This is a genomic window from Azospirillum sp. FG154 (genome assembly GCF_057809575.1).
Genome location: NZ_JBMDKF010000010.1, coordinates 1 through 23,395, shown reverse-complemented (window position 1 = coordinate 23,395; position 23,395 = coordinate 1). Strand labels below are relative to the sequence as shown.

Annotated in this window: 17 protein-coding genes; 2 read left to right on the top strand and 15 right to left on the bottom strand. The window is 65.7% G+C overall.

The window, feature by feature from the left end; genetic code table 11:
• Positions 1 to 27 precede the first annotated feature (27 nt).
• From ACODS4_RS13480 to bcsA, 8 genes are all read right to left on the bottom strand, one after another.
• Positions 28 to 1,524 (bottom strand): mannitol dehydrogenase family protein, encoded by a 1,497-nt coding sequence (locus ACODS4_RS13480; protein WP_488864417.1) that lies wholly within the window; start codon positions 1,522 to 1,524, stop codon positions 28 to 30.
• Between the two features lie 5 nt (positions 1,525 to 1,529).
• A complete protein-coding gene (gene manD / locus ACODS4_RS13475; RefSeq protein ID WP_488864416.1) occupies positions 1,530 to 2,735 on the bottom strand; it encodes a D-mannonate dehydratase ManD in 1,206 nt (401 codons plus the stop codon).
• A 171-nt stretch (positions 2,736 to 2,906) separates the two neighbouring features.
• Positions 2,907 to 3,608, bottom strand: coding sequence for a GntR family transcriptional regulator (locus ACODS4_RS13470; RefSeq protein WP_488864414.1), 702 nt, complete (start codon positions 3,606 to 3,608; stop codon positions 2,907 to 2,909).
• A gap of 87 nt (positions 3,609 to 3,695) precedes the next feature.
• On the bottom strand, positions 3,696 to 4,358 hold the full coding sequence (gene bcsN / locus ACODS4_RS13465; RefSeq protein WP_488864412.1) for a cellulose biosynthesis protein BcsN: 663 nt from the start codon (positions 4,356 to 4,358) through the stop codon (positions 3,696 to 3,698).
• Positions 4,359 to 4,371: 13 nt separating this feature from the next.
• Complete coding sequence (locus ACODS4_RS13460) at positions 4,372 to 6,177, bottom strand: hypothetical protein (protein ID WP_488864410.1); 1,806 nt, start codon at positions 6,175 to 6,177, stop codon at positions 4,372 to 4,374.
• Positions 6,174 to 7,241, bottom strand: a complete 1,068-nt coding sequence (locus tag ACODS4_RS13455; RefSeq protein WP_488864408.1) for a family 8 glycosyl hydrolase — start codon at positions 7,239 to 7,241, stop codon at positions 6,174 to 6,176. Before ACODS4_RS13455 ends, ACODS4_RS13460 begins: the two co-directional genes overlap by 4 nt.
• Positions 7,238 to 9,730, bottom strand: coding sequence for a cellulose biosynthesis cyclic di-GMP-binding regulatory protein BcsB (locus ACODS4_RS13450; RefSeq protein ID WP_488864406.1), 2,493 nt, complete (start codon positions 9,728 to 9,730; stop codon positions 7,238 to 7,240). The genes ACODS4_RS13455 and ACODS4_RS13450 overlap by 4 nt, the downstream gene beginning before the upstream one ends.
• The gene (bcsA, locus tag ACODS4_RS13445) at positions 9,727 to 12,009 is read right to left on the bottom strand and encodes a UDP-forming cellulose synthase catalytic subunit (protein WP_488864404.1); all 2,283 of its coding nucleotides are present in this window, start codon (positions 12,007 to 12,009) and stop codon (positions 9,727 to 9,729) included. The genes ACODS4_RS13450 and bcsA overlap by 4 nt, the downstream gene beginning before the upstream one ends.
• Before the next feature lie 355 nt (positions 12,010 to 12,364).
• Between bcsA and ACODS4_RS13440 the strand changes: the two genes are divergently transcribed.
• Together ACODS4_RS13440 and ACODS4_RS13435 are read left to right on the top strand one after the other, a co-directional pair.
• Positions 12,365 to 13,267: an AEC family transporter gene (locus ACODS4_RS13440; protein ID WP_488864402.1), complete on the top strand. Its 903-nt coding sequence runs from the start codon at positions 12,365 to 12,367 to the stop codon at positions 13,265 to 13,267.
• Positions 13,268 to 13,330: 63 nt separating this feature from the next.
• Entirely contained in the window at positions 13,331 to 13,810 is a 480-nt protein-coding gene (locus tag ACODS4_RS13435) for an OsmC family protein (RefSeq protein WP_488864400.1), read from the top strand.
• 6 nt (positions 13,811 to 13,816) lie between these two features.
• On the opposite strand, the gene ACODS4_RS13430 is transcribed toward ACODS4_RS13435, so the two are convergent.
• The 7 genes from ACODS4_RS13430 to ACODS4_RS13400 form a co-directional block, all read right to left on the bottom strand.
• A complete protein-coding gene (locus ACODS4_RS13430; protein ID WP_488864398.1) occupies positions 13,817 to 15,118 on the bottom strand; it encodes an HD-GYP domain-containing protein in 1,302 nt (433 codons plus the stop codon).
• A gap of 182 nt (positions 15,119 to 15,300) precedes the next feature.
• Entirely contained in the window at positions 15,301 to 16,758 is a 1,458-nt protein-coding gene (locus ACODS4_RS13425; RefSeq protein WP_488864396.1) for a diguanylate cyclase, read from the bottom strand.
• Positions 16,759 to 16,903: 145 nt separating this feature from the next.
• The gene (locus ACODS4_RS13420) at positions 16,904 to 18,886 is read right to left on the bottom strand and encodes an HD domain-containing phosphohydrolase (RefSeq protein ID WP_488864394.1); all 1,983 of its coding nucleotides are present in this window, start codon (positions 18,884 to 18,886) and stop codon (positions 16,904 to 16,906) included.
• Between the two features lie 14 nt (positions 18,887 to 18,900).
• The gene (locus tag ACODS4_RS13415) at positions 18,901 to 20,133 is read right to left on the bottom strand and encodes an HD-GYP domain-containing protein (protein WP_488864392.1); all 1,233 of its coding nucleotides are present in this window, start codon (positions 20,131 to 20,133) and stop codon (positions 18,901 to 18,903) included.
• Positions 20,134 to 20,352: 219 nt separating this feature from the next.
• On the bottom strand, positions 20,353 to 20,955 hold the full coding sequence (locus tag ACODS4_RS13410) for a cold-shock protein (RefSeq protein WP_488864390.1): 603 nt from the start codon (positions 20,953 to 20,955) through the stop codon (positions 20,353 to 20,355).
• A 202-nt stretch (positions 20,956 to 21,157) separates the two neighbouring features.
• Positions 21,158 to 22,039, bottom strand: coding sequence for a LysR family transcriptional regulator (locus ACODS4_RS13405; protein ID WP_488864388.1), 882 nt, complete (start codon positions 22,037 to 22,039; stop codon positions 21,158 to 21,160).
• Between the two features lie 107 nt (positions 22,040 to 22,146).
• The gene (locus ACODS4_RS13400) at positions 22,147 to 23,220 is read right to left on the bottom strand and encodes a pentapeptide repeat-containing protein (RefSeq protein ID WP_488864386.1); all 1,074 of its coding nucleotides are present in this window, start codon (positions 23,218 to 23,220) and stop codon (positions 22,147 to 22,149) included.
• Positions 23,221 to 23,395 lie beyond the last annotated feature (175 nt).

Below are 23,395 nucleotides of genomic sequence, written 5' to 3'. Positions count from 1 at the left end.
CTCAGTCAGAAACGGAATGAACACGGGTCAGGGCGCGGCGATGACGGCGCGGGCGCCCTCGGCGCAGAGGCGGCGCAGGGCGGCGCGCACTGGGTCGGTGAAACGCGGGTCGGCGGGCAGGTCGGTTCCGAACACGGCGGTCAGGCTCAGAAAGCCGTCGGCCAGCCGGTCGGGGGCCAGCCGGTCGGGGTCGCCCGCCACCCCGGCGGCGATCTCGGCCAGCGTCGCCGCCAGCGGATCGCGAACGTCGATGGGCTGCCCCTGTTCGTCCACACCGGCGGCGTAGCGCATCCAGGCCGCCACCCCCAGCGCCAACCGGGCGATGGGCGCACCCGCCGCCAGCCGGTCGCGCACGGTCCCGAGCAGCCGTTGCGGCAGCTTCTGCGTGCCGTCCATGGCGATCTGCCAGGTGCGGTGCCGCAGGGCGGGGTTGCGGAAGCGCGCGATCAACGCCGCCTTGTACCGCTCCAGATCGGCGCCCGGCGGCAGGCGGAGCGTCGGCCCGGCCTCCTCGTCCATCAGGCCCCGGATCAGTCGGACCATGCCCGGATCGGCGATGGCCTCGGCCACCGTCTCGTAACCCGCCAGATAGCCCAGATAGGCGAGCGTCGAATGGCTGCCGTTGAGAAGCCGCAGCTTCATGGTTTCATAGGGGTGGACGTCGGCGACCATCTCCACCCCGACCAGCTCCCAAGCGGGGCGTCCGGCGGGGAAACGGTCTTCCACCACCCATTGGGTGAAGCCTTCGGTCGTCACCGGCCACGCGTCGGCGACGCCCAGCGCGGCGGCGGCCTGCGCCCGGTCGGCGTCGGTGGTCGCGGGAACGATGCGGTCCACCATGCTGTTGGGGCAGGCGACCTGTTCGGCCACCCACGCGCCAAGGGACGGATCACGCAGGCTGGCGAAGCGGCGCAGCAGACCCGCCACCGTGTCGCCGTTGCTCGGCAGATTGTCGCAGCTCAACACGGTGAAGGGCGCGGTTCCGGCGGCGCGGCGACGGGCCAGCGCCTCGACCAGAAAGCCCAGCGCCGTCCGGGGGCGCGACGGCTCAGCCCGATCATGAACGATGTCGGGGTGCGTCTCGTTCAGCGCGCCGGTCGCCGGATCGTGGCAATAGCCCTTTTCGGTCACGGTCAGGGTGACGACGCGCGTCGAGGGGCGGGTCAACCGCTCCAACACCGCCGCCGGATCCTCCGGCGCGACGAGGCATTCGCGCAGGCAACCGACGACGCGCAGCGCCTCGCCGTCGGCGTGGTGGATGGCGACGCTGTACAACCCATCCTGCGGGGCCAGCGCGTCGCGGGTGTCGGGGTTGCGCAGGCTGACGCCGATGATCCCCCAGGGACCAAAGGCGCGGTCCAGCGCCGCGTCGGTGTAAATCGCCTGATGGGCGCGGTGAAAGGCGCCAAGGCCAAGATGGACGATTCCCGGCTCCAGCGCCGTCCGGTCATAGGCCGGGCGCTGAACGGCGGCGGGCAGGCCGGGCAGAGCTGTCGAGGAGAGGCGCGCGGAGGGCAGGCTCATGGCGCTCACCAGTTCCACAGGGTGCCGTCGGCCAGCCGGGCGACGGGCAGATAGGCGGGCGAATAGGGGTATTTGGCGGCCAGTTCCTCGTCGATCTCCACGCCATGGCCGGGGGTTTCGCCCGGATGCATATAGCCGTCCGTCAGCGTGTAGCTGTGCGGGAACACGGCGTCGGTCTCGGGATTGTGCTCCATATGCTCCTGCACCCCCAAATTGGGGATGGCGAGGCCGAGATGGAGCGCCGCGCCCATGCAGACCGGCGACAGGTCGGTCGCGCCGTGGCAGCCGGTGCGCACCTGATGCAAGGCGGCGAAATCGGCGATGCGCCGCAAATGGGTGACGCCGCCCGCATGGACGACGGAGGCGCGGATGTAGTCGATCAACTGGTTCTGGATCAGATCCTTGCAGTCCCAGATGGTGTTGAACACTTCGCCCACCGCGATGGGGGTCACGGTGTGCTGGCGGATCAGGCGGAAGGCGTCCTGATTTTCCGCCGGGGTCGGATCCTCCATCCAGAACAGTCGGTAAGGTTCCAGGCTCTTGCCCAACCGCGCCGCCTCGATCGGCGTCAGCCGGTGGTGGACGTCGTGCAGCAGATGCGGCCCCATGCCGTGCTTGACGCGCAGCGCCTCGAACAGGGTCGGGGCGAAATCCAGATAGGCTTCGGTGGACCAGACCGATTCCTCCGGCAAACCCTTGGTCGCCGGTTCGTAGAATTTGCCTTTGGCGATTCCGTAGACGCCGGACAGGCCGGGAACGCCCGATTGGGCGCGGATCGCCTTGTAACCCTTTTCGATGTACTCGCCGACGCGGTCCAGCGTTTCCGGGATGTCGCGACCGTTGGCGTGGGCGTAAACCATCACGCCGTCGCGGCTCTGTCCGCCCAGCAATTGATAGAGCGGCAGCCCGGCGATCTTCGCCTTGATGTCCCACAGCGCGGTGTCCACGGCGGCGATGGCCGCCATGGTGACGGGGCCGCGCCGCCAATAGGCCCCCCGGTAGAGATACTGCCAAATATCCTCGATCCGCTGCGGGTCGCGTCCGATCAGGCAGGGAATCACATGGTCGGTCAGATAGGAGGCGACCGCGAGTTCGCGGCCGTTCAGCGTCGCGTCGCCCAGGCCGGTCACGCCCTCGTCGGTTTCGATCTTCAGGGTGACGAAGTTGCGGCCAGGGCAGGTGACGATGATGCGGGCGTTGGTGATCTTCATCGCAAGCGTTCCAGGATGGAGGGCGAGCGTCCGCGTCGCCGGACTCGCGGGAATCCGGTTGGGCGGGGCGGCTGTGGCGTCAAACGGGCGCGCGTCAGGGTTCCGCCAAAGCGGCGGTCGCGGACGAACGGTGAAAGCTGCGTGTGGATGGCGGCGTCAGGCCGTCGCGGGTCAGCGCGGCGGCTGTGGGGGAGAATCCTCGAAATATTCGCGGTTGGTGGCGGCGATTCGTTCGACGGCGTCGAAGACGGTGCGCAGATGGGCGCGCATCGCCTCCTCCGCCCCGTCGGCGTCATGGGCGCGGGCGCGGTCGATGATGCTGCGGTGCTGCTCGAAAATCATCGCCAGCCAGTCGGCGCTTTGCAGCGACAGGCAGCGCACGCGGTCGAGCTGCGCCTTGACGTCCAGGATCAGGTTCCACACCGCCGGACGCCCGGCGATGCGGATGAGGTCGGCGTGCATCGCCTCGTCGGCGGCGAAAAAGGCGTCGGCGTCGTTGGCGGCGACGGCGCGCTCCTGCGCCGCCAGATGGCGGTCCAGCGTGGCGGCCTGCGCCGGGTCAAGCCGTTCCGCCGCCAGGCGGATGGTGCGGCATTCCAAGGTTTCGCGGACGAACTGGCTGTCGGCCACCGCCGCCAACTGGATCGGCGCGACGTAGGTGCCGACCTGCGGGACGACGCGGAGAAAGCCGTCGTCGGACAGCCGCCGGATGGCGTCGCGCACCGGCGTGCGGCTGACCCCGAATTGCGCCGCCGTCTTGGTTTCCGACAAGGCTTCGCCGGGGCGCAACTCACCGTTCAGGATCGCGCGCCGCAGAACGTCGTACACGTCGTGCAGGCGGGGGCCGCGCGCGGCGGCGTGGGGAAGAGGCATGGCGGATAAGCACCGTTTGGGCAACCAACTTGTATACTAGCGTACAAGCATTCTTGGCGCCGCGCAACAGCCAATCGTCGGGTGGAGTTACAGCCGCTTCAAATCGTCGATCTCCAGAACCGATTCCGGCAGGGTGAGGATCAATTCATCGAAGCTTTTCAATAGGGTGCGCGGATTCCGATCCGCGCCGCAGACCCGATAGTCCAACCGGACCGCTTCGATCCGCCGGGGCAGGGTGCGGACATGGTCGCTGAGAAGCTGCCAAGCCAGCACGCAGGTGTTGGCGGCGTCTTGCGCGACCGCGTAATCATAATCGCCATAGCGGTTGCGGCGGGCGATGTCGGCGACTTTGGCCGTCATGCCGGGAAACTCCCGCGCCAGCGTCGCGGTCAACGTCTCGGTTGAATAGAGCGGGACCGGAAAGGGGCGCGGTGGTTGGACCAGCGCGCCGAACAGGCTGTCGGGCAGGGTGTGGACGTCCATCGTCAGGCGGTTTTCGCCGGGCAAGGTCGTCGGATTTCCCAAAACCACCGTGTAAGAGGTGTAGATCGCTCCGACGTCGCGCGTGCGTCCGGCGACGATGGGGAATTGCGGGTTGTCGGGCAGGGTGATCGGCAGATCGGCGGGCTGCATCCGCCGCCAGGGCGTCGCCGACTGGGTCAGATTGTTCTCAACCCATCCGGCGCAACCGGCCATGACCAAGGCGGCGGTCAGGATGGTCGCCCGCAAGAGCCATGAAGAAGCCGACATGTCTGTCCCTTTGTCAGTAACGGTATATGGCTTGGGTCGTGACGCTGACGCCTTCGCGCGTCTCCTCGGTGCTCAGGCGGTCGTCGAGCGACTTGAACAGCGCGGCGGCCTGATCCAGCCGACGCAGATTGTACAAGGCCCAACCGCGCAGAACGCCCAGATTGCGCGGTTCCGGCTCCAGCTCCTTGCGGGCGTCGAGCAGGCGCAGCACGTCCTGATAGCGTTTGTCCTCCAAGGCCCGCCCGGCTTCGGTCGCCAACAGGCTGGCGCGGATTTTCGCCTTTTGGGCCGAGGTCAGATTGGCGCGCGGCAGGTCGCGCGTCAGACCGACGACGTCGCCGGTCGTCAGCCGGGCCACCGCCCGCCCATAGGCGCTTTCCTGCGCGGGGGTGGGCTTTTCTTCCAGCCCATGGGCCTCGTCGGTTCGCCGGTCGCCGCCCTTGGCGAGTTTGGCCGGTTTGCCGTTCTTCGCCGGTTCGCGGGCGGCGAGCGCCTGGGCCTCGACAAAGGCGGCTTCGGCTTCGGTCGGGCGCTTCAGCTCCATCAGGCACCAGCCGCGTTGCTGGAGCAGGGCGGAAGTGGGGCCGCCGCGCGCGATCATCCGTTGAATGGCGTTGAGGCAGCCCGGAAAATCATTGCGGGCCAGCGCCAAATCCAATTCGCTCGGCCCCTGCGGCGCGCCTGATCCGCCGCCGCGCGGCGGGTCGGCGACGGCCTTCAACGCTTGATCGACGCGGCTGGATTTGCCGCGCCAGGGGGATCCGGCCTCGCGGGCTTCGGCCTTCTTGCCCATTCCGGCCAACGCCAGGATCAAGCCCTCCGCCGCCTTGTCGGACGGGGACCAGCCGTTGGCTTCGGCGAACCAGGATTGCGCCTCGGCGTGTTTTTTCTGGCGCTGGAAATACCAGCCAAGCGCGATGGCGGCGTCGGAATCCTGTTTGTCGCGGATCGTCTGTTCGACCCGCGCCAGATCGGCGGACGACAAGACGCCCGCCTTGGGGGCGCCCAGCCGGTCCAGCAGCCGCCCGGTTTCCAACTCTCCCTCCACCTTGCGGACGGTGGTGTAATCCTCCCCCGCCGCCGGGTTGGCGGTGGCCCCGATGGCGGTCAACTCGCGCAACTGGTCCGGGCTGAGATAGCGGGACGCCTTGAAGATGGTGTCGCGCCGCTCCTTGGCTTTGGGGCATTGGCTGACGATGGTCTTGTAGCGGTCAAAGGCGCGGTCGGTCTGCTTCAACTCGGCGTAGGCTTCGGCCAGCCGCCACGCGTTGTCCAGCCGGTTGCAGGCCACCGCTTCGGGCTGGGCGGCGGCGGCGTCGATGACGTCCTGCCAGCGTTTGGTGTCGCTCGCCCCGCGCAGGCGGTTGGCGCCCTCGGCGACGTCCAGCTCTTGCAGCAATTTGGCCGAGGGCTGCCAGGAGGGGCTTTGACGGCGTTGTTCGGCGATGGCCGCGCGCGCCTCGGCGAATTTCCCCGACGACAGCAGCGTCCAAAACGGGCTTTCATCAACGCCGGGCGTGGCCGCTTGCGGGGTGAACAGATCCTTCGGCGGTTCCCAGGTCGGATCAAGCGCGCGCAGCCGGGCGATTTCCGCCTCCAACCGCTCCCCGTCGCCGATGCGGGCGTAATAGCGCAACGCGGAATCGTCGAGCGCGCCGGGGGCGGCGGCGGGACCGCTGCCGGGGGCCGGGGCCATCTCGATCTTCACGCCGGGCGCGAGCGCCCGACCGCCGGGGGTGGACGCCGCCAGCGCCGCTGACGCGCCCACCGACAACCCGATCAAGGCGACGCCAAGCAGTGGACGGGAAAGACGGTTCATGGCGCGATCCCCAGACTTTGCGCGGCCAGCGCCGACAGATGGGCCAAGGTTGTTGAAAAGTAATCCTCGGTCGCGGCGAGCGGCGGCACGGTCACGCGGTCGCCGGTCCCCGCCAACTCGCAGGCCAACCGATAGACCGCCAGCATGCCGACCGAGGCCGGAACCTGCGTCGTCGTGCCGCCGGGCAGCGAGACGGTGGCCGGGATGGCGCCGCCGCCGGATTTGGCCGCCAACGTGGCGAAAGGTCGGAAATAATAGGGATCGCGATGCCCGTCCAAGGCCAGATACAGCGGAACCCGCACCGCGTCATAGCCATATTGCTTGCGAAAGCCTTCGGCCACCGTGACGCCGCCCGTGGCGTCCAGCGTCAGCCAGTCGGGCGGCAACTGATAGGCGCCAAAGCGCGCCTTGGCCAGCAGCACCAACCCGCTGTCGGCGACCTTGCGCCACAGGGCGGGGTTGGGCAGCAGCGACGCGGGCAGGGCGGCGAAGGCGCGCAGCGCCGGAAACACCCAATAGCTGAGATTGAGGGTCAGCGCGTCGCCCTTGCGGAAGCCGTCGCGTCCGGGCAGCAGCACGGTCAGCCCGGCCTGTTCGACGACCACGGCGGCGGCCAGCGCCTTGACGATGGCGGCGGCGGCGGCGCGGTGGGCCTCGACCTTCCACAACTCGGCGGCGCGCAGCAGCCCCCAGGCGATCAGGATGTCGCCGTCCGACGCGTTGTTGCGGTCGGTCACGCCGCCCTCGGGTTGCCAGCGCCACGCGGCCAACCCGTCCTCGCGCACCATCAGATGGCGTTGGGTCCAGCCCCACAGCCGATCAAAGGCCGCCCGGTCGCCCGCCGCGACGGCCAGCAGCATGCCGTAACCCTGCCCTTCGGAATGGCTGACGTCCTTGTTGCCGGTGTCCACGATCCGCCCCTCGGGCCGCAGGAAACGGTCGGCGTAATCGCGCCACGCGGCGGCGTCGAACGGCTTGGCCCACAGCGGCGGCGCGCCGCCCGCCGCCGTGGCCAGCAGCGCGGCGGTTCCCCCGATCAGCAGGTCGCGCCGGGTCGGCGTCATGATCCGTCCTGTTCCTTGTGGTTCCGTTCGGCGTGGCCGCCGCGCAGCAGCATCCGCATGCTGACCGTCAGGATCACCGCCGTTCCCAGCAGCAGCCCGAACAGCAATTCCAACCGCTGCGAGAGGTTGCGCGCCAGAATGAGGATCACATTGCCAATGTCAAAGGGATTGAGAATGATCTGGTAGGGGCGCGACGCCTCCAGAACCGTCATCGTTGGGGCCGCGCTGCTCCACAGCCCGCCGCCGCCGCGCAGCTTGTCCCACAAGCCGCCGTCGCCCAGACTGCGCAGGGCGCGGTCCAACGACCGGGTGTCCGACGCGGTCAGCACCGTCCAGGTCAGCGCCTCCGATCCCGGCGCGTGGTATTGCAACAGGGCGGCTTCCGGCAGGGTTTCGGTGTTTTCGGTCAGGGCCACCACATCGACCGGCGTGTCCACCACGGTCCAGCGGTTGACGTAACGCGCCGCCATGGCCATGCCGCGCCGCGCCCAATCGGGCGCCCAACCGCTGGTTCCGCTCGTGGCGGTCTTGCCGTCGCCCGCCATGCGCTGCCAGCGGCTTTGCGCGCCGCCGCCGTCCACCGGGGCGCTGAGGGGGGCTTGGCGGGGGACGGAACGGCTGTTGGCGCCGACGCCCGACCAGGCGCCGCGCAACCGGTCCACCAGGGCGCGGCGGTCAGCGGCGGCCATCGGTTCGCCGCGCGCGCTGGCCTGGGCGATCAACGCGCCCGCCTCCAGCAGGCCGGCCAGCCGGTCGGCGGGCAGCGGCGCGCTGGCGAAGGCGGCTTGCGGCAGCGCGGCGACCGGGCCGACGATCAGGGCGTTGTCGTCGGGCGGGCCGTCCCAACCGACGGCGGGGACCAGACGCAGCAGATCGCCTGCGCGTTGGGCCAGCCGGGCCGCCATCGTCCAGGCCGCGCCGAACCAGGGCGCCTCTTTCCCCACCACCACCAAATCAAAGGGCGGCGCCGGATCGCGCCCGGCCATCCCGCCATAGGGGTAGGCGGTCTGCGCCGTGGTGGCGAGGTTGGGCAGCGTCACCAGCCGGGCGAAACCGGGGATTTCCAGGCTGGAATTGTCCTGCAAGGTGAAGCGGGGCCGCCGCACGGCGAACACGCAATCGGCGCCGCTGGCCGGGGGCAGTTCGGCTTCGATGTCGATGATGTTCGGGCCGGGCCGGAACAGCGTCATCGGCAATTGCATCTCGCCGTTTTCAATGACGCCGCTGGATCGTTTGTCGATTTCCATGGCGGACGCGGCGCGCCCGTTGACCCGCAGGTTCAAAATCGCGCCGGGGCCGAGATTGCCCTCGAACGCGCCGTTGACGTGGAACAGCACGGCGCGGTCGCTGACCGGGGCGTAGCCGGTCGGCAGAGTCAGCGTGACATGGCCGGTGTAGCGGTAGCCGTCATGCTGAACCGTGGAAAAGCCAAGCTCCGACAGGCGGTAACGCCCCTCTTCCTGCACCTCGCGGGGTGGGGCGGCGGACGCGCCGACGTCGGGGACGATGACCGCGCTTTGCGTCGGCAACGGACGGTTGACGTCGGCCAGCCGCGCCACCGCCTGATCGACCTCCGCCGGATTGCGGCCCGAGACGACGGCCAGGAAGGCGCCGGGCGCGGCGCTGGTTCCGGGGGCCGGGCTGGGGACCGGGTAGACGGCCAGAAACGGGCCGGTGATCGCCGCCGCCCGCGCCTCGCCCAGCAGCGGGGCGATCTGGTCGCGCGCGCCGATCAGGATGTTTTTGCTGCTGAGGCCGGGCAGGCTGTCGAGCGTTGGCGGGGCGCTTCCCGCTTTCCCGAGTGGGATCGGGCGGGCGACGACGCGCGGCGACTGGTCGCCCAGCAGCAAGCCGTAGGATTGCGCCGCCATCGCGCCCCACCCCAGATGGTCCGCGTCGATGTCGGCGCCCGCCGTCAGGATCGTCAACGGGTCGCGCGTCCGATCCGAAGCGACCAGCAATTGCCGCATCATCGCCAGATCGGGTTCAGGGGCCGTCCCTTCGGCCTCCAGAGTCAGCGACGAGGCGGCCAGATTGACCCGCGCCCACAAATCAAAGGCGCCGCGCACCGTGCAGATCGCCCGGTGCTGGGCGTTGCTCTCGAACAGGATTTGGTTTTCACCGGGCCGCATCAGGCTGGCGGGCAGCGAAATTGTGGCGTTGACCGGCCCCTTGAAGGCCGCCAACGGCAGCTCCGCCACCGCCGCTCCGTTGATGAAGACGGCCAGCGCGCCTTTTTCCGGCAGGATATCGATGCCGTTCTCATAGGACAGCGTCAGCAGCACCGACGACAGCGGCCCGGTCGGCGGAATGAAAACCCGCAAGGCCACGCTGTCGGTTTCGCCGTTCAGGACCGCTTCGGGCGGCCCGTCGCGCAGATTCGACAGCGGGATGACGCGGCGGTCCAGCGCCTGGGCCGCCGTCGCGCATAAGGACAACAGGACGGCGAACAGAGCCGCCCACAGGCGAAGTGGTGACGGTGGGGTCATGGCGCCCGGAACAACAGGATGCGGCCAACCGCGCCCGGCAAGGCCAGCAGCACATGGCCCAAGCGGGGCAGGACGCGCGTCAGGAAGAACAGCAGCCCGCCGAAGAAGGTTGGGGCCTGCACCCGCTTGCGGTCCAGGAAGCTGTCCCAGCCAACGCTGTTGCCAAAGACGAAACGGGCCATCTCCACAATGTCTTGCCGATTGCGCGGGGCGAAGCTGGCGCCGACGGACAGCACGCCGCCACGCATTTCCAACCGCGAAAGGCGAACGCCGGTGGTGGTCGCGGCCTCCGTCTCGGTCGCCGCGATGGTCAGGACCGGGGTGTCGGGTTGGGTCAGCCGTTCCCGCCACCGCGCCTCGACGTCCAACCCGACGCCGCCCGCCGACACGTCGGCGACGGTCACGTCGATCCGCGCGCCGTCGGCGAAGACCAGAACCGCCGGGCGCTCCATGGTGAAGCGTTCCTGCCGTCGCACCCGCTTGCGTTCATAGACCACCGCCAGACCGCCAAGCGACAGGATGAAGCTCAGGCCGTTCCACACCGCCACGGGGACGATGGCGGCGCGGTGCTCGGGGTACATGCCATAGCGCCAGGCGCACATCGTCAGCCCCAGGGCCAGCACCAGCGTGACCAGGATGAAGGGGGTGGCCAGCGGCGAAAAGCCGTCCTGGTCCACCGATTGCCCCTTGGCCGTCACCTTGAACACCGGGTTGCGCGGGCGCAGGAAGGTGGCCAGGGCGGCGCGCGAGACGTGGAAGCTTTGCAGATACTCGTACAATTCCGAAAACAACGGCCAGCGCATCCGCCCATGCAGGAATTGGGACAGGAAGGCGGCGGCGAAGACGTGCGGAATGACGAAACAGGCGAAATCGGGCAGGTTGATCCGGTAAATCTCCATGCCGAACAGCGCGTAGCACAGCGGCGACAGCAGGAAGATCGGGCGCCAGAACCAGAAGAACCAATAAAGCATGGTGCTGAGATAGCACAGCCGTTGCGGCACGGTCAGGCCGCGCTTGAAGATCGGATTCTTCAACAGGAAAAGCTGGATCATCCCTTGGGTCCAGCGCGACCGCTGCATGATGAAGCTGTCGAAGGTTTCCGGTTGCAGTCCGGCGATCAGCGGGCGCGGCAGATACACGCTGCGCCAGCCGCGCGCATGCAGCTCCAGCGCCGTTTCACAATCTTCGGTGATGGTGTCGCCGGAAAAACCGCCGACCTCCTCCAGCGCGGCGCGGCGCAGGACGGCGGCGGATCCGCAGAAGAAGGAGCTGTTCCAACGGTCCAGACCGGGCTGGATCGAGTAATAGAACATCTCATTCTCGCTCGGCATCCGCTCGAATGTGCCGAGATTGTACTCGATGGGGTCGGGGTTGACGAAGAAATGCGGGGTTTGAACCAGAAACAACTGGGCGTTCTGTTGGAAAAATCCGACCGTCGCCTGAAGAATGCCCGAGGTGGGGACGTGATCGGCGTCAAGGATCAGCATCAGATCGCCGTTGGTCTGATGAAAGGCGTGGTTGATGTTTCCGGCCTTGGCGTGTTCGTTGCGCGGGCGGGTCATGTAGGTGACGTGCAAGCGCTCGCACAGGGCCGTCAGCGTCGCGCGCCGTTCGCGCGCGGCGGCGGCCGCCTCCGGGTTGGGGTTGGCCAGCTTCTGATCGGTGCCGCCATCGTCCAGCAGATAGACGCGAAGCTTGTCGCGGGGATAGTCGATGGACACGGCGGCGGCGAGCGTCGTCTCCAACAACTCCGGCTCTTCGTTGTAGGACGGGATGTAGACGTCGACCGACGGCCAGAAGGCCGGGTCGCCGGTCGGCTCCACCGGCTCGCGCGTCAGCGGGTCGATGATGACGAAGAGGGAGGTGAGGAATAGGACGAAAGACAAGGCTTCGGCGGCGAACAGGGTGACGCCGGGGATGAAGTTCAACAGATCATCCGTCGGCGGCAAGGTGCCGGTCAGACGCCAGAAAAAATAACGGAATGTAACAAAGGCCAAGAGCAGAACGGTCAATGTGCGGGCGTGCCAGAATTTCTGCGCAAAGCGGCCCAAGACAAAGGCGGCGGCCACCACGCCGACCGAAATGGCGGCGCTGGCCACACGCCCAACCGGCAAGGCGGCAAGCGCAAGAAAGAAACCGGACGAAAGCAACAGGAGAACCCAGAGAAGCAGCGTTCGCACACTGAACCGGCGGCTGTGTGGGCTTGGACGCCGACTCGTCTGTTGCGTGGTATTGTTCAGAGGTCGAACGACCGTTTGAACGCTTGTGGAGAGTGTCATCCGGGACCACAAAATTATCAACGCACACCATAGACAGTTGCGCCGCCAAGGCTCAAGCGGCGTTACAATTCGCTACGATAATGAGATAAATATTACGCAACCGGCATGCCTGCTTTCGCGCTCTTGTCCGTATGCGGTTGTGAACTGTCCAATAGGTCAGCGGTCCGCCCAATCTCTGAGCGGTCCAGAGAAAGGGCATAGGCGAATCGGTTGATTGGCGAATCCGTTGGGTTGAGGGCGCCAATGATCGGTGGTCGCCGCGTTCCTGCCTTGCGTGAAAGCGGGGGCTGTCGAGGGTGACGGCGGCGGGATTTGCCATCATGGTGCGGAACCGATCCGCAAGCGTGATGGTTCCATGTCGATTTCCCTGTCATCGCTGGCTGTGTTGGCCGACGCCTTTGGCGTGATCGCGCCCGTGCTGGTGGTCGCGGCCATCGGGTTTGGTTGGCGTCGCGCCAAGCTGCCCTATGACAGCGCGTTCATCACCACCTTCGCCATCAACGTCTCCTCGCCCTGTCTGGTTTTTTCCTCCCTGACCCGTCTGCACATGAGCGGCGCGGTGATGGGGGACATGGCGCTGGCGGCGATGGCCTGCATGGGGCTGGCCGGGTTGGCGTCCGTTCCCATCCTGCTGGCGGCCCGGCTGCCGTTGCGGGTTTATCTTCCAGCGATGAGCTTTCCCAACGCGGGCAATCTCGGCCTGCCGGTCTGCCTGTTCGCCTTTGGCGAGGAGGGGTTGAGTTTGGCGGTGCTGTTCTTCGCCATGATGTCGGTGTCGCAATTCACCTTTGGACCGGCTTTGGCCGCTGGGCGCTTCAGTCTGGCCCAGGCGCTTCGCACCCCGGTGATCTACGCGGTGGCGCTGGCGATCGGCATGCAGATGACCAACGTCACGCCGCCGGTGTGGGTGTCCAACACCACGACCCTGCTGGGCAATTGCGCGGTGCCGCTGATGCTGCTGTCGCTGGGGGTGGCGCTGTCCGGGTTGCGGTTGACCGGGGCGTTGCGGGCGCTGTCGATGTCGGCGCTGCGGCTTGGTCTGGGCTTCGCCATCGGTTGGCTGGTGGTGTCGGCGATGGGGTTGACCGGAACGATGCGCGGCGTCGTGCTGGTGCAAAGCGCGATGCCGGTGGCGGTGTTCAATTATTTGTGGGCGCTGCGTTACGACAACGCGCCCGAAGAGGTCGCCGGAATGGTGCTCGGCTCGACCCTGATGGCCTTCCTCGGCCTGCCGGTCCTGCTGGCCCTGGTGATGTGAATGGGTTGATGTGAATGGGTTGACGCGATCAACAGTGGAAACGAAAGAGGGGAGGGGGTTGAGATGACCAACAAGCTTCATCGCTACCAAATTCGGCTCGACTGGACGGGCAATCAGGGAACCGGAACGTCATCCTACCGAGGCTACAGCCGCGATCACAGCCTGAGCGCGGGAGCGAAGGCGCCCATCGCCGCCTCCTCCGATCCTAGCTTTCGCGGCGATCCCGCCCGCTGGAATCCGGAGGATCTGCTGGTCGGCGCGCTGTCGTCCTGCCATCAGCTTTGGTATCTGCATCTGTGCGCCGTCGCCGGGGTGATCGTCACCGCTTATGAGGACGAGGCCGAAGGCGTGATGGAGGAACAGCCCGACGGCGCGGGCCAGTTCGTCAGCGCCGTCCTGCGCCCCCGCGTCACGCTGGCGCCGGGATCGGACGCGGACAAGGCCCTGCGTTTGCACCACACGGCGGCGGAGAAATGCTTCGTCGCCCGGTCGGTGAATTTCCCGGTGACGCACGAACCGACCATTGTGGTGGCGGACGCCTGACCGGCGTCACGTCCCATCAAAATACTGGGCGACCAGCCGCCGCAACTCCCCCTCCACGCCATCGTCGCCCAGCGCGCTCAGATGGGCGTGAAGGGGGGCGGCGATTCCGGTGAAGCGGGCAAGCGCCGCCGGGTCAAAATGCCGGCCCGCCCCCTCTTGCAAAATGCCCATCGCCTTGTCGAAGGGCATGGGATCTTTGTAAGGGCGGCGGGAGGTCAGGGCGTCGAAGACATCGGCGATGGCGAAAATGCGGGCGGCGATTGGAATGGCCTCACCCGTCAACCCGCGTGGATAGCCCGACCCGTCGAATTTCTCATGATGCCCGCCCACCACGTCGGCGGCGTCGGTCAGCCAATCGGACGCGCGCAGAATGTCCAGCCCGTGGACGACGTGGGTCTTCATCACCGTGAATTCGTCGGCGTCCAGCTTGCCGGGCTTCAACAGGATGCGGTCGGGGATGGCGATCTTGCCGACGTCGTGCAGGAAGGCGCCCTTCACCAGCCGCCGGATGGCGGCGGCGTCCAGCCCCATCGCCTCGGCCAAACGAATGGCCAGGATGGTGACGCGGTAATTGTGGGCGTGGGTGTCGCTGTCGCGCTTGGCGATGGCGCTGCCCAACACCGTCAGAATGTCGATGTTGGCGTTCAGCAATTGACGCGACAAGCCCATGACGCTTCGGTTGAAGGCGACGAAGATCGGCAGCAGCACCAACGCCGCCAGCAGAACCGACAGGGACGAGACGCCGACGACGGTGGCGGTGTCCTTGACGATTTCGCGGGAATGTTCCGGCGACAGTTGGAAAACACTCTCGAAATAGCCCAGGGGTTTTCCATCATGGTCTGACAGGGACTCGATGGTCTGGATGAAGAATTGTCCGTCGATGGTGAAGCGTTCGTATTGGGATTTTCCAGCGGCGGGGAAGGCGTGCCGGTTGCTTTTCAACCGCTCCTCCGCCCACTCCGCTCCGGGCGCGATGTATTCGGCGGTTTTGGTCTGCGTGGCGTCGTAGAGTTCGGCGACGATGAAAATTCCGCCGGTTCCGACCTGATTGGTCTTGATTCGGCTTTGCATGAAGCGGTTGAGAAGGGCGTCGGCTTTGTCGCGGTTCGCGTGATCCGCCGTGACGCCGGGCAACAGGTCGCGGGCTTCGGCCAGAAAGGCGCTGGATTCCCGTTTGGCCAGATCGGACACCAACTCGTCGGCGATTTCCATTTCGACCATAAAGGCGACGCTCCCGACCACGACGGCCACCGCCAGCGCGGCCACCGTCACGCGCGCCAGAATCGATCGGTAGGTTGGCAGGGCCATCGGAGCACGCTCGTCAATGGAAAGTTGAAAATCGGAGAATCAGCGAGAAAATACACAAAAAGGGTCATGCCGTCATGGCCACGGGATGGCTCCGCTCATCGGCGCTCGGCCTCTTTGCGCGTCGGCCCGCACTCAACCATTGTTTGGCTGAACCGGGGCTGAACAGAGCGCGCGCATCCGGCTCAGTTGGCTGTTTCAGCGGGCTGTTTCGCGGATGCGCCGTCGCGCCGTTCCGGTTTGGCGAGCGCCTCCTCCAGGCAAACCTGATCGCGCCCCTGGTTTTTGGCGAGATACATGGCCTTGTCGGCCCGGTGCAGGAGGCTGTCCAGGCTGTCGCCGTTCGCCAGGGCGGCGACGCCGACGCTGATCGTGTGCGTCCAACCGGTGGAAAAGGCGTGGGCGCGCACGGCGTCGCACAGACGCCGGGCGACGATCATCGCCGCTCCGGCGTCGGTTTCCGGACAGATGACCAGGAATTCCTCGCCACCCCAACGTCCGACGGTGTCGATGGCGCGGGTGTTGGCCTTGGCGACGACCGCGAACTCCTGAAGCGTCTTGTCGCCCGCCAAATGACCAAGCAGATCGTTGATCGCCTTGAAATGGTCAAGGTCGATCATGATGATCGACAGCGGGCGACCGTACCGGATCGACCGTTCGATCTCTTTGGTGAAGCGCTCGTTCAGGCTGGCCCGGTTGGCCAAGCCGGTCAGGCTGTCGGTTTGCGACTGGATCTTCAGCTTTCGGTTCAGCCTGGTGAGCTTGAGGATCCAGAACAGGCTGGTCAACGTGACCATGGCGAAGGTGAAGGCGATCTTTCCGATCAGATCGTAATCAAGGGCGGTTTGAACGTTGATGGCGACGTGCGTGTTGGCGATCATCGCGCGTTCTTGCGGGGTGATGGTGGCGATGGCCTTGCTCAGAATGCTCCGCAGAACGGGGTGATCCTTCACGACGCCAACGCGCAGATGGTTGTCATAGCCGGGAAGCTGGCCCGCGATTTTCAGATTGAACCAGCCTTCCTTCTTGATGGTGTAGACGGACACGGTCATCGACCGGATGGTCATGTCCGCTTTCTTTTCCGCCACCATGGCGAAGGAATCGGCGTCGCTGGCGCTCAGCAGGATGCGCAGGTTGGGGAAATCCCGCCGCACCCGCTCCTCGATCGAGGTTCCTTTCGGCAGCGTCAGGGTTTCGTTCGACAGACCGGCGAGATCGGCGACGAAAGGATGGCCTTCGCGGGTGATGATGACGTTGGGGTCGATGAAGAGCGGTTCGGTGAAATCCAGCCAGAGGTCGCGCTTGGGCGTCTGATTCAGGAAATTCAGCAGCGTGCAGCTTCCCGCCTTGGATTGGGCGAGGCTGTCCTCCCAATCCTTCGTCACCACCAGACGCAGGGATAGACCGGCGCGCGACGCCGCCAGACGCAGCAGATCGGCGCCGATGCCGACATGCGCGCCGCGTTCGGTGACGGTTTCATAGGGCGCCCAGTCGGGATCGACGCAATAAGAAATGGGACCGGAGGCGTCAAGATATTGCCGCTCTTCCGGCGTCAGATCGAGACAGAAGGCCAAGGATGGCGGCAAGACGGCAACGCAAAGCACAGCGGCGGCGGTAATGAATCGGCTGGAAAAAAGCTTCATGTTTTGCAACTTGCACGGCTGTGTCGAGCGAAATTCCCGCCCCTGCTTGCGGTTATGATGCCTGATGCTGACGGATGACGCCATTCATCCAACGGCGACAAGTTGCGACAAAAGACGTTTGATTTGTGGATTCCGCCAACCGCTTTCACTCCAGCGTGGATTTGCCCTGGAAGCGGCGCAGACAGGCGTCGACCACCTGCGGATCCAGGCGGTCGCCCCGTTGGCGGGTGATTTCGTCCAGCGCGGCTTTCAGCCCCAGCGCCGGGCGGTAGGGGCGGGGGGCCGACATGGATTCGACGATGTCGGCGACGGTCAGGATGCGGGCCTCCAAAATGATGGCGTCGCCCTGGATGCCGCGCGGATAACCGCTGCCGTCGAGATACTCGTGATGCTGGTGCACCGCTTCGGCCAAAGGCCAGGGCAGGTCAAGCCCCTTCAGAATCTCGTACCCGGCGGTCGTGTGGGTCTTGATGAGTTCAAATTCGATGGTGGACAGCTTGCCGGGCTTGGACAGGATTTGCAGCGGGATTTGGATCTTGCCGACGTCATGGACCATGGCGGCCAGACGAAGCCCTTGGATGAAGAAGGAGTCCAACCCCATTTCGGCGGCGATGGCGGTGGCGATGTCGCCGACCCGGCGCTGGTGCCCCGCCGTGTAGGGATCGCGCGATTCGACGGTGGAGGAGATCGCCTCGATGGTCAGTTCCATGCCCCGGCGAAAACGCTCGATCTCGATCTCGCGTTCGGCTTGCGCCGCGTCGAGGGCGTGGCGGGTGCGGCGGGCGTCGATGCCGAATCCCAAATTGTCGGCGAAGCGTTCCAACAGCGCGACCTCTTCCGGGCCAAAGGCGTTCGGTTCCGCCGCGTAGACCCCCATGACGGCGATGGTCGACCGCCCGGCGCGCACGGGAACGGCGATGGACGAGAGGATCCCGGCGGCGACGGCCCGCTCCGCCCAGGCGGAAAAACGCGGGTCGCTTTGGATGTCGTTGATGATGGCGGGCCTGCCGGTGCGCACGGCCATTCCCGATGGCCCGCGCCCGTGCGGGGTGTCGGCCCAGGACAGGGTGATGCCGTCGATGTAGGCGACCGCCTGCCCGGCGGCGGCGCGGATGACGATGGATTTGTCGGCGTCGTCCAGCGGTTCGGCGATGGCGGCCAGAACGAAGATGTCGTCAGACGTCAGCGCTTCGCACACCGTGCTCATCAGTTCAAGTTCGGAGGAGCTGCGGATCAAGGCGGCGCCGGACTCGGTGACGGCGCGCAGCGTCCAGTTCACCCGTTGCAGGTCAAGTTCCCGTGTTTTCAGTTCGGTGACGTCCTGGACGGCGCCGATGGCCTGCGCGGGCTTTCCGTTTCGGTGGATCGAACGACCGCGAATGACCACATGCCGAACGTCGCCGTTCGCCAAACGTATGCGGGCGTTCCGCTGCCAGGATCCATCCTGTTCGTGGATGTGGCGGAAGACCGAGTCGATGGCGGCGCGGTCTTCGTCGTGAACATGGGTGGTGAAGTCGGCCAGAGTCCCATGCGTTTGATCGGGCGGCAGCCCGACGATTTGGAGCAGCTCGTCAGACCATTCAAAATGGTCGTTGGCGCTGTGGTAGCGCCAGCTTCCCAAATGGGCCAGCCGTTCCCCCTCGCTCAACATCCAACGATGCTGTTCGGCCCGCTGTTCGGCCTCCATCTGTTTGGTGATGTCGATGAGGACGCCCAGCACGCCGATGGGGCGCCCGTCGCCGTCCAGAATGGGGGCTTTGGTCGTCCGCACCATCCGTTGCGCGCCGTCGGACGGATAAGGCTCCTCGACGCTGAGCGGTTGGGCGGAGGCCAGAACCCGCAGGTCGTCGTGCCGGTACCGGGCCACCAGCTCTTCGGGGTAGAACATGCGGTCGGTGCGGCCGATCATGTCGGCGGGCGTCAACCCCTGGTCGGCGGCGAACGCGGCGTTGACGTGCAGATAGACGCCGTTGGCGTCCTTGACGAACAACCGGGGATGGATTCCGTCGGTCGGGCATTGGGCGGCGAGAATGGTGGAAAAGGCGTTGAAAAAGGCGTTCCGCTCCAGCGGAGGAGCGGGTGCGGGAGGCTCTGCGACCACCGTGTTTTCCAAGGATGAGGACGTCATGACGGGCGGTTTCATCACAGCGGCACGGCGGCGGACAGGCCGCTGATCGTCGGTGGGAAGCGATAGCCCCCCTGAGACACCAGAGCGACGCAGTGATCGACGATTTGCGGGTCGAGCGCGGTTCCCCGCGCGTCTTTCAGGGTTTCCATGGCGTCGTTCAGCGACAGGGCGGAGCGGAAAGGGCGGTGGGAGCACAGGGCTTCCAGCATGTCGGCGACGCGCAGAATCCGGGCCTCGATCAAAATTTCCTCTCCCTTCAGGCCTTGGGGATAGCCGGTGCCGTCAAAATTTTCGTGATGCTGGCGAACGATGTCGGCGACCGGCCAGGGAAAATCAATGGACCGCAGGATTTCCCAACCAACGTCGGGGTGTTTCTTGACGAACTCGAACTCCAGCGGGGTCAGGCGGCGGGGGCGCAGCAGGATTTCCGAAGGAATTTGCATAAGGCCGATGTCGTGGGTCTTGGCCGCCAACTCCATCCCACGCAGCCGCTCTTCGTCAAAGCCGATCCGACGGGCCAGAGCCACGCACAAATCCGTGACCCGCGCCTCGTGCCCGGCGGTGTAGGGGTCGGTGTGGATGGTGAATTTGGTGAAGGCGTCGATCGTTTGCCGCAACACCGCGTCCAACCTGTCCAGCCGGTTCTGGAGCATGCCGTCCAACGCCCGGCGCTCGTCGGCCAGATCGATCATGGCGCCGAACAGCAGGACGCCAAGCGCTTGGATGGCGAACAGGCTGCCGCCGAACGTCGCGAAGGCGGTGGTCGCGGCGGCGGCCCCCGGCGTCAGCAGCAAGGACGTCGCCTCGGCGGCCCCGACGGCGACGCCCAACAGGGAAAGCCGGACAATCCGGCTGACGCCCGGCCGCCACAGCCAAAGCACGACCAGGAGCGAGACCAACCAATCAACGCCGACGCCGATCATCCCGGCGACGGCGCCGTGCCCGCCATACCACCAGCGGGTCGCCGCGCAGACCGCTGCGGTCAGCGCGCCGCCGAACGGCCCGGAATAGGCGGTGGCCAACCCAATGACGGCGCCGCGCGGGTCGAGCCGCAAACCAGCGTCCGGTTGAAGGCTGAGCCAGAGGGTCAGCCAGCCGACCAGAGCGAAGGCGCCGACGCGCAGAATCCGCTGTTGCCCGGCGCTGAGACGGAATCCGACGATGGCCTGCGACAAGGCCCACAGCCCAAACAGCGACAGGCTGAACGCGCCATGGATGACAAGGTCGGGAAAGATCATTCCGGGCATGCTGCACCTTGAACGCGCGCGTCGTTTCGTCAGGGCCGGTCTTGGGCCGGATTCTCCGACGCAGGCGGTCCATCAACCATAAGATGGACAGTGTGCAGGACTTTGTGCAGGTGCGGTATTGATGATTGTCCTGATGTTCGGCGGCCTTGGCCCCCCGCGACGCGCTGGAACGTCAGCGTTGGAACGTCAGCGATGGAACAGGGCCGCCGGACAGAGGGTTCAGATCAACTCGACCCGCTGGGCTACCGGCGCGTCTTCCGCCCCATAGGCGACATAGCGGACGTCTTCGCCGTCGGCGACGATTTCCAGGCCGGACTGGCGCAGGGTGGCCCGGTCAAAGAAGACGTCGGCGCCGTCTTCCCACGGCTCGATCAGGCCGGACTGGCTGTCCAGATTGTACCAGCGCACGGTGCCATAGGCCATGACCGCCGGGCCGACCGGCTCGACCGGGCGTTCGCGGCGCTCGCGCGGCGGCTTGGGCGCGCGGGGCGGGGCGGCGGCGACGTCGCCATAGTCGGGCTGCGGCTGTTGGCCGACGGGCGGCGCGCCGCGCTGGGGGCGGGCCGGACGGGCGCGCGGGGCGGGGGGATTTTCCGGCGGAGTCACCGAATGAATGGCGACGACCTGCGGCCCCTTGGCCCCTTGGGCCATGTCGCAGACCAGCGTCGTGCCTTCCACCGGGTTGGCCAGAGAGGCGGCGGCCAGAACCGACGCGTGGAGGAACGCCTCGCCCGTGCCGTCGGCCAGACGGACAAAACCAAACCCTTTTTCCGGCTTGAACCATTTCACCGTCGCCGTGACGTTCTTAAACTCGTCGCTCAATGCAATTCCCTTTCGCGTCCCGAAAGCCGGGCAGGCGGCGGCTATCCCTTGATTTGGGCGCAACGCCGCGCGTCGCGACCGTAGAACGGCCCCGGCTGTGCGCACCCTATCATAAAACGACCGGAGAAAAGCGACATCACCGTTGCGGTCCGCGCCGGACTGAGACGAAAAATTCGCAATTCGCCGTCAGACAGAGCCAAACTTACCCCCCGGCGACCCAGGCGTGGCGTTTGGCCAGCGCCACGAAGCTGCGCAGGGCGGGGGAGTGGCGGCGGCCCGACACCATCACCAGCCGGATTTCGCGGGCGATTTCCGGCTCCACGATCACCCGCGTGGCGATGCCCGGCAGAATCGGCAGGAATTCCGGCATGACGGCGCAGCCCATCCCGGCCAGAATCAGCGCCTGCACCCAATCCTCCCGCTCCGTCGCGTAGCAGACGCGGACGTCCACCGTGTCGGGAACCCCGAGCGCCGAGAAATGATCGGGGTATTCGCAGTTCAGGCGGGACAGATACTCTTCGCCGTGCAGCTCCTGGTACGGCACGCGGTCCATCGCCTCGAACCGATGGCCGGGGGCGAAGGCGACGGTGTAGCGTTCGCGGTACAAAAGCTCATGGTCGCAGCGGTCGGGCAGGTCGGGCAGGCCGACGAAGGCGACGTCGAGTTCCCCCTCCATCAACAATCGCACCACCTCGCGGCCCGGCGCGTCTTTCAGCGTGACCTCGACGTTGGGGATTTCGCGGCGGACCCGTTTGAGGAATTCGACCATCCGCCCTGGCCCGATGGTGCACATCAAGCCGACGCGCAGCGGCGCGCGGTCCAGCTTGCGCCAGCTTTCGGCCTGATGCCGGGCCATTTCGCTGGCGTTGAACACCGCCTCCAGATGCGGGCGCATCAGACGGCCCAGATCGGACAGATGGGTCAACCCGCGCTCCCGCCGGAACAACGGCCCGCCCATCTCGTCTTCCAGCTTCTTGATCGCCTTGGTCAAAGACGGCTGCGTCACCCCGCAGGCGTCGGCGGCGCGGGTGAAGTTCAAGGTCTGGCACAGCGCCATGAAATACTGAACCTGATGAATTTCCATCCCAACCGCCCGTTTTGTGATGACCCTGATCGCGAAGGGGCTTCCGTCCTGCTTGTACGCAAGCCATGGGGCGGAGGGTATGGAAAATGTCGGCGCTCACGCATTCGTTACGGGGGTGGGGCGGTGGGGGGGCCTTTGCCGGTCCAGACGCGGCCATCGGGGAGGATGGTGTTGCTAAAGATGGTCTCGGTGAGGTTGGCTCCGCTTAAGTCGGCTCCGGTCAGATTCGCCTTGCTCATGTCAGCTTTTGTTAGATTTGCATATTCTAGGCTAGACATGGTTAGATTTGATTTAGAAAGATTGGCATATTCAAGGTTTGCAAAATTAAATTTTGTCTTAGTTAGACTCGCGTTTTTTAAGTTGGATCCACTAAGATCGGTTCTGTGCAATTTTGATCCATCCAATTTTGCGCCAATTAATTGAGATCCGTTTAAATTCATGCCAATCATATTAGAGAAAATAAAATTAGCATTTTCTATTGTGATTTTGCCAATGTCTGCGCAAAAAAGATCAATCAATATTGCATTCTCTTTATCTTTGCATTTTAAACTACTGATAACATATATCATTAACTTAATATCTTCTGGTGGTGATATGTAAAAAGCTCCTTTCATGCCTTTATTTGCCGATTTGGTTGACGGCGTGGCTCGTGTTTCTCGAATATAGGCGCAAAGAATCTCAATGGTTTGGGACAGCAGGCGCGGGGTGGATTTTCCCAACGCCTCCAGGGCCAGAACCGCCCCCATGCGGATGGATGATTTGTCGTGGCCCAGTTGCTCCACCGCCTTGGCGAAGGCTTCCGCCGCTTTGGCGTAGGCTTCGGCGTCCAGTTTGCGGATCGCCGTCGTTCCGTCGCGGTGTTGGTTCCAGGTGCGCCAGACGGCCAGACCGACCCCGATCATGCCAATCGGCGCGGCGGCGAGCAGCCCGATGGTGGACACCAGCTTGCCATAGGCTTCGACTTTTTTGTCCGGTTCGCTGATCGCATCGAAAGCGTCGAGGGCAAGGCGGGTCTTATCGCCGATCAAGTCCCAGCCGCCCACAGCCCACAGAACCGGCCCCAACAGCAAAACGATCACTTCGAGCAGCAGTATGGCGACCCATGCGGTGGGCCGGTGGCCCTGCTCCGAATTCGCCGTCGCTTTCCTCCGGGCTTCCAGCCAACCCCGCACCCGAACCATCCGCCCACACCCTCGCCGCCTTGCGCCGGGCCTCACTACACGCGCAAACGCGCGTTCTGGCAAGATGTGCAATTTTTCGGCTGACGATGCCCCACCAACCCACGCGCCCCTCCCCCTCTCCCCCCCGGGGAGAGGGCCGGGGTGAGGGGGAGGCGTGGGGTGGTTTTGCGGGATA

Coding starts and splice junctions, on each gene's coding strand:
- ACODS4_RS13450 (WP_488864406.1), bottom strand. CDS start 9,730: ATGACCCCACCGTCACCACTTCGCCTGTGGGCGGCTCTGTTCGCCGTC.
- manD (WP_488864416.1), bottom strand. CDS start 2,735: ATGAAGATCACCAACGCCCGCATCATCGTCACCTGCCCTGGCCGCAAC.
- bcsN (WP_488864412.1), bottom strand. CDS start 4,358: ATGTCGGCTTCTTCATGGCTCTTGCGGGCGACCATCCTGACCGCCGCC.
- ACODS4_RS13420 (WP_488864394.1), bottom strand. CDS start 18,886: ATGACGTCCTCATCCTTGGAAAACACGGTGGTCGCAGAGCCTCCCGCA.
- bcsA (WP_488864404.1), bottom strand. CDS start 12,009: ATGACACTCTCCACAAGCGTTCAAACGGTCGTTCGACCTCTGAACAAT.
- ACODS4_RS13435 (WP_488864400.1), top strand. CDS start 13,331: ATGACCAACAAGCTTCATCGCTACCAAATTCGGCTCGACTGGACGGGC.
- ACODS4_RS13455 (WP_488864408.1), bottom strand. CDS start 7,241: ATGACGCCGACCCGGCGCGACCTGCTGATCGGGGGAACCGCCGCGCTG.
- ACODS4_RS13425 (WP_488864396.1), bottom strand. CDS start 16,758: ATGAAGCTTTTTTCCAGCCGATTCATTACCGCCGCCGCTGTGCTTTGC.
- ACODS4_RS13415 (WP_488864392.1), bottom strand. CDS start 20,133: ATGCCCGGAATGATCTTTCCCGACCTTGTCATCCATGGCGCGTTCAGC.
- ACODS4_RS13440 (WP_488864402.1), top strand. CDS start 12,365: ATGTCGATTTCCCTGTCATCGCTGGCTGTGTTGGCCGACGCCTTTGGC.
- ACODS4_RS13405 (WP_488864388.1), bottom strand. CDS start 22,039: ATGGAAATTCATCAGGTTCAGTATTTCATGGCGCTGTGCCAGACCTTG.
- ACODS4_RS13430 (WP_488864398.1), bottom strand. CDS start 15,118: ATGGCCCTGCCAACCTACCGATCGATTCTGGCGCGCGTGACGGTGGCC.
- ACODS4_RS13470 (WP_488864414.1), bottom strand. CDS start 3,608: ATGCCTCTTCCCCACGCCGCCGCGCGCGGCCCCCGCCTGCACGACGTG.
- ACODS4_RS13400 (WP_488864386.1), bottom strand. CDS start 23,220: ATGGTTCGGGTGCGGGGTTGGCTGGAAGCCCGGAGGAAAGCGACGGCG.
- ACODS4_RS13460 (WP_488864410.1), bottom strand. CDS start 6,177: ATGAACCGTCTTTCCCGTCCACTGCTTGGCGTCGCCTTGATCGGGTTG.
- ACODS4_RS13480 (WP_488864417.1), bottom strand. CDS start 1,524: ATGAGCCTGCCCTCCGCGCGCCTCTCCTCGACAGCTCTGCCCGGCCTG.